Annotated in this window: 9 protein-coding genes; 2 read left to right on the top strand and 7 right to left on the bottom strand. The window is 65.3% G+C overall.

Translation table 11 applies throughout. The features are described from left to right. Positions 1-21: 21 nt before the first annotated feature. The 6 genes from AC07M1_RS09015 to AC07M1_RS08990 form a co-directional block, all read right to left on the bottom strand. On the bottom strand, positions 22-1,002 hold the full coding sequence (locus AC07M1_RS09015; RefSeq protein ID WP_495162210.1) for an aminoglycoside phosphotransferase family protein: 981 nt from the start codon (positions 1,000-1,002) through the stop codon (positions 22-24). After that, complete coding sequence (gene tsaE, locus AC07M1_RS09010; RefSeq protein WP_495162209.1) at positions 987-1,433, bottom strand: tRNA (adenosine(37)-N6)-threonylcarbamoyltransferase complex ATPase subunit type 1 TsaE; 447 nt, start codon at positions 1,431-1,433, stop codon at positions 987-989. Before tsaE ends, AC07M1_RS09015 begins: the two co-directional genes overlap by 16 nt. Next, positions 1,430-3,772, bottom strand: coding sequence for a PAS domain-containing sensor histidine kinase (locus AC07M1_RS09005; RefSeq protein WP_495162208.1), 2,343 nt, complete (start codon positions 3,770-3,772; stop codon positions 1,430-1,432). Before AC07M1_RS09005 ends, tsaE begins: the two co-directional genes overlap by 4 nt. 151 nt (positions 3,773-3,923) lie before the next feature. Continuing rightward, the gene (locus tag AC07M1_RS09000) at positions 3,924-6,905 is read right to left on the bottom strand and encodes a TonB-dependent receptor plug domain-containing protein (protein WP_495162207.1); all 2,982 of its coding nucleotides are present in this window, start codon (positions 6,903-6,905) and stop codon (positions 3,924-3,926) included. A gap of 224 nt (positions 6,906-7,129) precedes the next feature. Further along, positions 7,130-8,545: an adenosylhomocysteinase gene (ahcY, locus tag AC07M1_RS08995; RefSeq protein WP_495162206.1), complete on the bottom strand. Its 1,416-nt coding sequence runs from the start codon at positions 8,543-8,545 to the stop codon at positions 7,130-7,132. Positions 8,546-8,687: 142 nt separating this feature from the next. Beyond that, the gene (locus tag AC07M1_RS08990; RefSeq protein ID WP_495162205.1) at positions 8,688-9,263 is read right to left on the bottom strand and encodes a DUF1579 domain-containing protein; all 576 of its coding nucleotides are present in this window, start codon (positions 9,261-9,263) and stop codon (positions 8,688-8,690) included. A gap of 91 nt (positions 9,264-9,354) precedes the next feature. On the opposite strand from AC07M1_RS08990, the gene AC07M1_RS08985 reads away from it, so the two are divergent. Continuing rightward, positions 9,355-10,320, top strand: coding sequence for a helix-turn-helix transcriptional regulator (locus AC07M1_RS08985; protein ID WP_495162204.1), 966 nt, complete (start codon positions 9,355-9,357; stop codon positions 10,318-10,320). Here the strand turns inward: AC07M1_RS08985 and AC07M1_RS08980 are convergent. Beyond that, the gene (locus tag AC07M1_RS08980) at positions 10,317-10,877 is read right to left on the bottom strand and encodes a YqgE/AlgH family protein (RefSeq protein ID WP_495162203.1); all 561 of its coding nucleotides are present in this window, start codon (positions 10,875-10,877) and stop codon (positions 10,317-10,319) included. The genes AC07M1_RS08985 and AC07M1_RS08980 overlap by 4 nt on opposite strands. A 108-nt stretch (positions 10,878-10,985) precedes the next feature. On the opposite strand from AC07M1_RS08980, the gene AC07M1_RS08975 reads away from it, so the two are divergent. Beyond that, positions 10,986-11,465 carry a peroxiredoxin gene (locus tag AC07M1_RS08975; protein ID WP_495162202.1) on the top strand — a complete coding sequence of 160 codons (480 nt, stop codon included), beginning with the start codon at positions 10,986-10,988 and terminating at the stop codon, positions 11,463-11,465. The last annotated feature ends 95 nt before the right edge of the window (positions 11,466-11,560 follow it).

The raw sequence follows: 11,560 nt of genomic DNA, 5'->3' as shown, positions 1-11,560 counted from the left end.
ACGCGAGCGTCTTCTTTGTCGTCACGCGGTCACCGTCATCGGATCGCCGCGCAGATGCGCGGGAATATTGGCGTCGAACCACGCGGCGACCGGCGCCAGCGCGGAGTGCTTGAGATCACGCTCCAGATAGCCCCAGACACGCGGGCACAGGCTGGGATAGCGCGGCTTGCCGTCGCGCCTCCACAGGCGCGTGAAGATACCGATGATCTTCGCGTTCCGCTGGGCGCCCAGCACATGATAGGCGTCGAAGAAGCGTTCATCGGCGCCGGTGATCCGGCGATAGCGGTCCAACAAGGCGGCTTCCAGGTCCGGGTGTACGTCGCGTCGCGCATCCTGCAGCAACGAGACGAGATCATAGGCGGGATGGCCCGCCAGCGCATCCTGGAAGTCGAGCAGGCCGAAGGTTTCGCTGCCCTCGATCAGCATCAGATTTTCGGCGTGATAGTCGCGCAATACCGTCACCGGAGTCCCGTCGAGCACCGGCGCCAGCACGGCATCCCACGCCGCGACATAGCCGTCGATATCGACGTCCAGCTCCACGGCCGGGCAATACCATTCGGTCAGCAGCGCCGCTTCGCGCTGATAGACGTCGCGATCATAGGGGCCAACCTCGGCCGCCGCATGGTCGCGCAGGCGGACCAGCACGTCGATCGCCGCTTCGTAGAGGCGAAGCTCGCTCTCGGGCGCGGCATCGACGGTCTCGCGCAGCCGCGCATCGCCAAAATCCTCGATCAGCACCAGGCCGGTATCAAGGTCCTCGCCATAGATGCGCGGCGCGGCGAACCCACGTCCAACCAGCCAGCGGGCGACATCGATGAACGGTCGCGGATCTTCATGCGGCGGCGGCGCATCCATCAGGATCGCGCTGCGCCCGGGCGCCTGCACCCGGAAATAGCGGCGGAACGACGCGTCACCGGCCAGCGGCAGGATCTCTCCATCCCCCCAGCCCAGCTCGTCCAGAAAATACGGCGCCCGTGCGGGCGGATTCATGTCGGGAACCATCGGTCCTTCCATGACGCGGGCACCTGCGCTGTCAAGCCGCGCGCGCCATCCGGCTCGATCGTCAGGGTGAGCCACAGCGCATCGTTCCACGCGGATGCCGGCAACCGCTCGGGCCATTCGACGATCAGCAGCGAATCATAGCGCGCATCGTCCAGCCCCAGTTCCTCGGTCTCGTTCGGATCGTCGATGCGGTAGAGGTCGACATGCAGCACCGGAAACCGCACTTCGGGCGGGGCATAGGGCTGAACGATCGCGAAGCTCGGCGACGGCGCCTCCCCTTCCAGCCCCAGCGCGGCGAGCAGCCCGCGCGCGATGCTGGTCTTGCCCGCACCCAACTGCCCCGACAACGCGATCACGTCGCCCGGCTGGGCGAGTGCCGCCAGCCGCGCGCCCAGCGCTTCGCTCGCAGCCGCATCCGCCAACCGGATCATCCGCGCGGCAGCTCCACGATCACCATCGTCCCCTGCCCCGGTTCAGAGACCAGCTCGATCGTGCCGCCATGCGCCTCGACGAACTGCTTGGCGAGCGGCAGGCCCAGGCCCAGCGCGCGATCGCCGTTGCGGCTGATCCCCGGCTGCGCAAAGCGCTCGAACGCCTTGTCGGCCAGCTTCTTGGCCATGCCCGGCCCATTGTCCGAAACGACGATCCGCGCGCCCTTCGGGGTTCCGTCGATGTGCAGAAGGACGCGGCCCTTGTCGGGCGTATTCGCGATCGCGTTGCGCAGCAGATGTTCGATCGTCTGACGGATACGCCGTGCATCGCCCAGTGTCGTCCCGGCGCTGCCCTGCACCTCCACCGCCAGCTCGATCCGCTTGGCCTGCGCTGCCGGCGCGACCGCTTCGGCCGCCGCACCCGCGGTCAGCTCCAGATCGACCGTCCCGCGCGCCACCCCGTCATCCTCGCGGGTGAGGTCGAGAACATCGTCGACCAGTGCGCCCAGCCGCTCGACCGACGACAGGATCGCCTCGGTATATTCGCTTCCGCTCTGCGACAGGTCGCCCGCATAGCCACCATGCAGCATCTCCGCGAACCCCTGGATCGAGGTGAGCGGCGTGCGCAGTTCGTAGCTCATGTTCGCGACAAAGGCGGTCTTGACCCGGTCCGCTGTCTGAAGCGCGTCGTTACGCTCGCGCAGCGCGTTCTCGACGCGGCGTCGGTCCGAAACGTCGAGCATCGTGAACAGCGCGTTGCCGTCGGGCAACGGCACCGCTGCAACCTCGAAGAAGCGCCCATCCTTGAACTCGATCGTCGCGCCGCGCTGTTGCCGTTCGATCGTCGCGGCGCGGATCAGTTCGCCCATCAGCACGGCGCGGCCCGGATTGGCGAGCAGGCTGCCCGCCTGCTTCGCCAACGCATCGACACGCGGGTGGCTGGCGACATAGGCTTCGTCAAAGCCCCAGAGCTGACGGAAGCGGTTGTTCCACAATTGCAGCCGCCCGTCGGCGGTGAACACGCCCAGCGCTTCGAACAGATTGTCAAAGGTCGCGGTACGCACGCGCAGCAGCGTGTCGCGCGCACTGGCAAGCTGAACCTGCTCGGTCAGATCCTCAAAGATCACCAGCAGCCCGCCCTCGGGCAGCGGCTGGGCGACGACGCGCAGATGGTTGCCGCCCGCCAGCGCCCAATTCTCTTCACGCGCGGCATCAGCGCGGAACCAGTCGCGCCGCTCAGCCTTCCAGCCCGGGAAGTCGCGCACCACCGGCAACCGGTTCGCCTCGCGCATCCGCTCGAGCACGCGTTCGAACTCGGGCTTGTCGGCCAGCCATTCGTTGCGCATCGCGAACATGCGCCGGAAGGGCTGGTTGCAGAACACCAGGCTGCGATCGGCCGAGAACTGCGCCACACCCGCCGAAAGCCGATCGAACGTCTCGCGCTGCGCATCGTCGGCGCGCTTGATCCCGGCGCGCGCGCGTTCCAGTTCCTCGACATCGACCGCGAAGCCCGCGACGCCGCCGGTGGGCAGCGGCACGTCGTGGATATGGAGCATCCGCCGCGCGCCCGCGATCGTCGCGGGCAGCTTGACCATTCTGGGCCGCCCTGCTTCCCGCGCCTTGGCCGGGCTGGCCAGCGGCCCACCCGGCGCGGCCGCATCGACCAGTTCGATCCCGGCCTTGACCACCGCTTCGGCATCCTTGCCGTTGACCGCGGCGACATAGGCGCTGTTGACCATCGCCAGCCGCAGGTCGCGGTCGCGATACCACATCGGCATCGGCGCCGACTGGATCAGGCCGGTAAGCGATTCGAACGCCTCGCGATAGCGCGACGCGGTATCGGACAGGCGAGCCACCTCTTCCTGTGCCTCGGTGGCGTCGAACACCCACAGCACGACCCCGCCGGGCGCACGCACAGCGTCGGGCGCGCGCTGACCGATCACCAACAGCGTCCGCGACGATCCACGCGCGCGCACCGTCGCCCGGAACGGACGGGCGGCCCGTTGCGCGGCAGCAATATCCTGTTCCAACGCAGCGGCTTCCACGCGCTCGAACACCGCTTCATTGCCGGTGATCTCGGACAAATGCGTGGGCACGGCCTCCAGGCCCAGCAGATCGGCGAGCTTGTCGCCCAGTTCGACGCGTCCGTCGGCGCGCACCACCATCGTCTGCGCGGGAGCGCTGGCGGCCAGCGCATCGGCGCGCCGATGCGCATCGAGCACATCGGCGGCCCGCGACCGCGCGCGCAACCCCACGAACAGCATCGCCGCGCCCGTCAGGACGAGCAGCGCGACGACCGCGCCGGCGGTGACCGCCGCAGCGTTGGAGAGTTCGATCACCGCGTCGCGCCGTTCTTCATCCTACGGCTCTTAGGACATGCTTTCGCGCCCGCAAACCCGGACGGCGAAACAGAAGCGCGCTCGCGCCCGGTCGACACAAAAAAGGGGCCGGAACAGGTCCGGCCCCCAGATTTCACGGTGTCGTCTTGGCTCAGAACACCTTGGCCTTGACGCCCAGGAAGAACGAGCGGCCCACGGCGCTGATCGGATAGCCGCTGGCGCCCACATCTGGCTTGGTGTCGAACAGGTTGTTGACACCGGCATAGATGTTGAAACGCTCATCGACATCATAGCCGATAAACATCTCGTGCTCCCACTTCTCCTTGTACCAGATGTAGCCGGCCGGCACGTAATCGGGGTTCGCCGCTTCCTGCTCGCGGGTGACGCGGCGGGTCTTGGAGAACCAGTTGATCCCGTAGTTCAGCGTCAGCGGCCCCTTGGTCCAGGTCAGATCGAAATTGGCGGTGTACTTCGGCGCGGGGCGTAGCGACGAGTCCATTTCGTTCTCGGGATCCGCACCGAGGGTAGGTACGAACGTGAGCTTGTTCAGATAGTTGCCGTTCAGCCGGATATTGAAGGTTCCGGCATTCTCGAACGGCGTGAAGCGATAGGCGAGCGAGACGTCGAGACCAGCGGTCTCGTACGCGGCGACGTTCGCCGGGACGATCGAATAGTTGTTGATATAGCCGTTCGAACCACGCGAAATCAGTCCGCAATAGACGTTGGTCAGCGTCGGCTGATCGACGCACAGATCGACAATGTCCTGAGCGGTCGAATAGCGGATCGCCTGGGTCAGGCGAATGTCATACCAGTCGGCGGTGATCGACAGACCCGGAATGAAGGACGGGCGCAGCACGACGCCGGCCGTCCATGTCCTTGCCGTTTCTTCCTGCAGGTTCGGGTTACCGCCCTGAAGGCCGAGCAGGCTGCTGTTCTGCGGCGAGGTGAAGTCGTTCGCGGGGTTGAACGCCGCCTGCTGCGCGGGCGACAAACCGGCGGCGGTCAGCGCCGCCCTACAATTGGCTGCGCGGTACTGCGTGCCTTCCGCCAGCCGGTCCGGACCGCATGGGTCGGTGATGAACTCATAAGTGCCGCCCTGCGGTGCGAACAATTCGTTGATGTTCGGCGCGCGCACCGCCTCCGAATAGGTTCCGCGGAACGTGATGTCGCGCACCGGCGAATAGCTGCCGTTGACGTTCCACGTCGTCGTCGTGCCGATCGTCGAATAGTCCGACAGACGGACCGCGGCGCCGACCGACAGATTCTCCGCGAACGGCATATTGGCCAGGATCGGCAAATTGATCTCGCCGAAGATTTCCTTGACGTCGAAGCTGCCCTTGCTGACGGGCGACTGCGAGCTGTCCATCAGCTGCCCGTTCAGCGTCAGATCCGACGGGATGTAATGGCTCTTCTCCTTGCGATATTCCGCGCCGATCGCGAAACCGACCGGTCCGCCGGGCAGCTTGAAGAACGAACCGGTATCGCCCGAAATCGCGGCCGACACGACATGCTGCTGAAGACGGGCCCAGTCGCTATGATCGACCGTGACGAAATCCAGGGCAGCCTGCGACGGCGAACCATTGCCGAGCATGTTGATCGGAACGCACTGGCCCTTCGCGAAGGTCTTCGGTGCGCCGTTGTAGACGGGCTGGCCACCGTAATTCGCGCCACGGATCGTGGTTTCGCCAGGCAGGTTAATCCGGCAGGTGATGTTGCCGTTGACGTCCCGAACCGCATCCAGCGCCGCATAATAGCGCTCGGTGATACGGTCGTTCAGGTTGGTCGCCCTCTGCGTCGACTGACCAAAGACATAGGAGATGTCATAGCGCAGGTTCGATCCCAGCTCGCCCTTCGCGCCGACGACGGTCCGGAACAGCTCGCGCTCCATCGCCGAACCGCGAATTCCCAAGTCGAAATTGTCGCGGGTCATGACGGCGCCATTCGCGGCGGTGGCCGCACCGAAACGCTGGATCAGATAGGCGTTGTCGGAAAACAGCTCGGTCAGGAAGTCATAGGTCGGCTGCGAATCCGTGAACGCCTTTGAACGGACATACTTGCCTTCGGCATAGAGTTCGAACGCCGGGCTGAACTCATAGCGACCCATGACGTTGGCGATGTGGCGGCGGATATAGGGCGTATAGTCGCCATAATAGCTCTCGCGCGGGGTGCTCGACCCGCCCCGCGTGAACGAGGAGCCTGGAAGCAGGGCACCACGGTCGTAGATGCCGCCTTCGCCGGTACGATCGGGAACCCCGTCGCCGTCAAAGTCGATCGCGCCACCCATCGAGCTATCGGCCCAGCGCAGATCGGTGAACAACAGGCGATCCGGGACATTGGGATCGTCCGTCGCGCTGCCGGGTGCGCCATCGTTCGGGTTGCGCACGAACGCATAGGACGGGCCGGTCAGACCATAATTCAGACGCCGACGCTGGCTGAACTGGTCGGTTTCCTGGAATTCGTAGGAAGCGGTGATATTGCCGCGTCCATCGGCGAAGTTCTTGCCGAGGGTGACCGCGATGAAGCGCTCCCCCGCGTCGCCGCGCTGCGAAATATCGTTCTGCGCGCGCAGCCGCAGGCCGTCGAAATCCTTCTTGAGGACGAAGTTGACCACGCCCGAAACGCCGTCGGCGCCATAGATCGCCGAAGCGCCGCCGGTCAGGATGTCGATCTTCTCGACCAGGTCGGTGGGAATGGTGTTGATGTCGACCGCGGCGGTACCTGGGTAGCCGGCGACGTGACGACGCCCATCGACCAGCACCAGCGTGCGATCGGTGCCCAGATTGCGAAGATTCAGGTTGTTGACGCCCACGTTCTGCGAACCGCCAAGCAGCGCCGAGCCGGCTGCCTTGATGCCCGTCTGCGAGCCGAGCAGCGCGGGAGTCTCGGCAAGAAAGTCGGTCAGGTTAGTCTTGCCCGACTGCTCGATCGCCTCACCCGACACCACCTGAACCGGGTTCGGAAGCGCCAGTTCGGGGCGCGCGATACGCGAGCCGGTGATCACCACGGTCTCGCTGGGATCGGCTTCCGCGGTCGCCGCGTCCTGCGCGAATGCCGGAACGGCGCCCGCCAGAACGATCGCGGTGAACGAAGCGGCGAGACGATAGCCAGCCTTACGGGAGTGGAGCGAACTCATACCTGATCCCTTTTTGTGATTTGCCCTCAATGGTCTTGGATGCGCCCAACCGGTTGCATCGCGCAACCCTATGTTACCGTTTTCGGACAGAGTGTTGCGTTGGCACAACACGTGCCAGCATCCCCCTTCCCAACTGGTAAATAGCAGACATGAAAAAAGGCGCGTCCGGTGCCGGACGCGCCCTCTTCATTTCGACAGTCGCACTTTGTCGACTGTTGCGGACCTTAGTAGCGGTAGTGATCCGGCTTGAACGGACCTTCAACCGGCACGCCGATATAGTCGGCCTGCTTCTGGCTGAGCTTGGTCAGCTTCACGCCAAGCTTCTCGAGGTGCAGCTCGGCGACCTTCTCGTCGAGGTGCTTCGGGAGGACGAACACGTCGTTCGCGTACTCGCCGCCCTTGGTCCACAGTTCGATCTGCGCCAGCACCTGGTTGGTGAAGGACGAAGACATCACGAACGACGGGTGGCCGGTCGCGTTGCCCAAGTTCACCAGGCGGCCCTTCGACAGGATGATGATCTGCTTGCCGTCCGGGAATTCGACCAGGTCGACCTGCGGCTTCACTTCGGTCCACTTGTAGTTCGACAGGGCGGCGATCTGGATCTCGCTGTCGAAGTGGCCGATGTTGCACACGATGGCCATGTTCTTCATGCCCTTCATGTGCTCCGCGGTGATCACATCGGCATTGCCGGTCGCGGTGCAGAAGATGTCGGCGCGCTCGACCGCCTCTTCCATCGTCACGACCTCAAAGCCCTCCATCGCCGCCTGCAGCGCGCAGATCGGATCGATTTCGGTGACCAGGACGCGCGCGCCGCCGTTGCGGAGCGACTGGGCCGAACCCTTGCCGACATCGCCGAAGCCGGCGACGCAGGCGACCTTGCCGGCCAGCATCACGTCGGTGCCGCGACGGATCGCGTCGACCAGCGATTCCTTGCAGCCATAGAGGTTGTCGAACTTCGACTTGGTGACGCTGTCGTTGACGTTGATCGCCGGGAAAGGCAGCTCGCCCTTCTTCGCGATCGCATACAGGCGATGCACGCCGGTGGTGGTCTCTTCCGACACGCCCTTGATCGCCTTGACGGTCTCGGTGAGATAGCCGGGGCGCTTGGCGATGAACGCCTTCAGCGCGCGCTGCATCTCGACCTCTTCCTCATTCTCGGGCTCGGGCATGGCGTGGCCGGCTTCGAGCTTCGCGCCCCACAGCGCGAACATCGTGGCGTCGCCGCCATCATCGAGGATCATGTTGCAGGTCTGGCCTTCGACGTCGCCGTCCCAGCTGAAGATGTCGCCGACATAGTCCCAATATTCGGCCAGGCTCTCGCCCTTCACCGCGAACACCGGCACGCCCGACGCGGCGATGGCGGCGGCGGCGTGATCCTGGGTCGAGAAGATGTTGCAGGTCGCCCAACGGACCTCTGCGCCCAGCGCGGTCAGGGTCTCGATCAGCACCGCGGTCTGGATCGTCATGTGCAGCGAGCCGGTGATGCGCGCGCCCTTCAGCGGTTGTGCAGCGCCAAACTCGGCGCGCAGCGCCATCAGGCCGGGCATTTCGGTCTCGGCAATGTTCATCTCGGCGCGGCCGAAATCGGCGAGCGAGATATCCTTGACGACGTAATCGGTTTTTTCGAGCACGGTGGCCACGACAGGTTCTCCGGTTGTGAAGCATCGCGCCGGGAATCCCGGCGGCATCGCCGCGCCCCTAGCGAATTCGCCGCGCCTGCGCAAATGAAACATAAAGATATCTTTATATGCCACCCGCGCCAAGCGCCGCGACATTCGCATTTCACGCCGGCACGCGCGTGAAATCCATATGCCAGTTGGTCTCCCAGCTCTCGCCGCCATCGGTGGAGAAGGCCTGCTCCCAATGCGCCGATGTCGCGGTGATTGCCGACCAGCGGAACCGTGCCGTCACTGGGACACCCTTGTGCGAGTCAGCCCCCATGAAGGTGCCGACGCCGTCCCGGAACTCGCCCCAGACGGGCGGCTCCATTCGGGCAAAGCGGGAGTCGATCCACCAGATCCCCCACTTCCGCGTCTCCGGGTTGAAGCAGCGCACGCTGACGCCGTGATAATCGCCCGCTGGCAGCGCGATCACATTGTCGTCGACATTCGCCGCTCCGCCCATCAACGGCCAATTGACGCATGTGCCGTCGAACTCCTGCCACTCGGTGCTGCCGGTCAGCCGCGACGTGAGCCGGCGATGGCGCACCTTCCAGCTTCCCGCAAGCCACGCCCAGTCGGACGCCGGTCCTTCCGCAGCATCGGCACGGAAGCCCTGGACAAGCAGTCCACCAGCCGCGGCGAGACCCAGTGCCTGAACCAATGCGCCACGGCGCGTTTCGAGATGAGGGGTGTTCATATCGTCGATCTCCGGTCGATTGCGTGTGACCGGCTTATTGCACCCCTAAACCTGACACCTTTTGTCAGCTTTAATCTGCTAGGGAATCGAAATGCGCGCGAGCCGCCTCGTTTCGATTCTCTTGTTGCTGCAGGCGCGCGGCCGCATGACCGCGCAATCGCTCGCCGATGAGTTCGAGGTGTCGGTGCGCACCATCTACCGCGATATCGACGATCTGAGCGCATCCGGCGTGCCGGTCTATGCCGATCGCGGGCGCGAGGGCGGGTTCCAGCTGCTCGAAGGCTATACCACTCGCCTCACCGGCATGACTCCAGCCGAAGCGGAATCGCTGTTCCTCTCAGGCCTCGAAGGTCCGGCAGCAGAGCTGGGCCTCGGTGAATCCACCGCCGCCGCGCGATTGAAGCTGCTTGCTGCCCTGCCCTCCGCACGCCGCGCCGACGCCTCGCGCGTCGCCGCGCGCTTTCACCTCGACCCGATCGACTGGTATCGCGCGGCGAGCGACCTCGCCTTCCTGCCACAACTTGCCGCCGCCGTGTGGGGCGGCGAACGTATTCGCGTCCGCTACGAAAGCTGGAGCGCCACGGCCGAGCGCATGCTCTCCCCGCTCGGTCTCGTCCTCAAGGGCGGCATCTGGTACCTCGTCGCGACCGGTCGCTCGGTGCCGCGCACCTATCGCGTCGATGCGATCCGTTCGCTCGACCTGACCGGCGAGCGTTTCGAACGCCCCGCCGATTTCGACCTCGCCGCCCACTGGACCGCCAGCGTCCGCGCGTTCGAGGCCAGCCTGTATCAAGGCACCGCCACGCTCCGCCTCTCACCGCTCGGGCTGGAGCGGCTGCCCGTGCTCGCCGCCGCCGCGATCGAGATGGCGCGCCGCACCGCCTCATTGCCCGACACGGACGGCTGGGTAGAGGCGACGATCCCGATCGAGACGATCGACCACGCCACACGCGAATTGCTCAAGCTCGGGGTCGAGGTCGAAGTGCTGGAACCACCAGAACTGCGCGACGCGATGCGGGCGGCGGCGACAACGCTCGCCGCGCGCTATGCGGGCTAGGCTGTGCCCGTGCTCGGCGCGAGCAGCCGGGGGTCGATACCTTCCCGTGCGAAGCCCTGCTCCCAGCGTTTGAACACATCGACATCATAGAGAAGGTCGGTCGCACCCGGCACATTGAACCAGCCGTGGCGGGTCATCTCCTCGTCAAGCTGACCTTTACCCCAGCCGGCATAGCCCAAAGCGACCAGCCAGTGCGCCGGCCCCTTGCCCTCGGCGATGGCGCGCAGCACGTCGATCGTCCCCGACAATGCCCAGCGCCCGGCGACATCGACCGTGTCCTGCCCGCCCCAGTCGGTCGAGTGGAGCACGAATCCGCGCCGCGGCTCGACCGGCCCGCCGAAATGCACCGGCGCATCGGGCGCCTGACCCGGATCGATCTCGAACTGTTCGAGCAATTCGTGAAGGCCCAGCCCCGACACGGTCTGGCCGATGCCGATCCCCAGCGCGCCATGCTCGTCATGCGCGCACATCGCGATCACCGCGCGTTCGAACCGCGGATCGCCGATTCCTGGCAGCGCGAGCAGGATCTGGCCGGTGAGATACGCTGAAGACTCCATCTCCACTCAACATATCGGCAGCCGATCGGCTCCGCCACGCTTGAAAAAGTCGCGGCGTGGGCCAATTGAGGCGCGGGCCGCATGTCGCGGTCCGAGAGGAGATCCAGCATGACCATCCAGATCGGCGATCGCGTGCCTAGCACCACCTTCGTCAAGCCCACCGAAAACGGCCCGGAGCAGGTCACCTCGGACGATTTCTTCGCGGGCCGCAAGGTCGCGCTGTTCTCGGTACCCGGCGCATTCACCCCGACCTGCTCGGCGCGTCACCTGCCCGGCTATGTCGAGAAGGCGGCTGAGCTCAAAGCCAAGGGCGTCGACGAAATCGCCTGCACAGCGGTCAACGACGCGTTCGTGATGGGTGCATGGGGCAAGAGCGCCGATGCCGGCGACATCGCGATGCTTGCCGACGGCAATGGTGAATTCGCCAAGGCCGTGGGTCTGGAAATGGACGGCAGCAAGTTCGGCCTCGGCACGCGCGGCCAGCGCTTCTCGATGCTGGTCAACGACGGCGTCGTCGAGCAGCTGCATGTCGAGGCGCCGGGCGAGTTCAAGGTCAGCTCGGCCGAGCATCTGCTCGAGAATCTCTGACCGCTTTCACTATCGTCTGAACGTTTCGCGGGCGCGACGGCCCCCTCGTCCGAGGGGAACCGCCGCGCCCGCAATCGGTTCTGTCGATGGAAGGA

The organism is Sphingomonas sp. GW821-FHT10C01, from assembly GCF_059415525.1.
The sequence above is the reverse complement of the archived record's forward strand: the minus strand, read 5'-3'. Positions and strand labels throughout refer to the sequence as shown.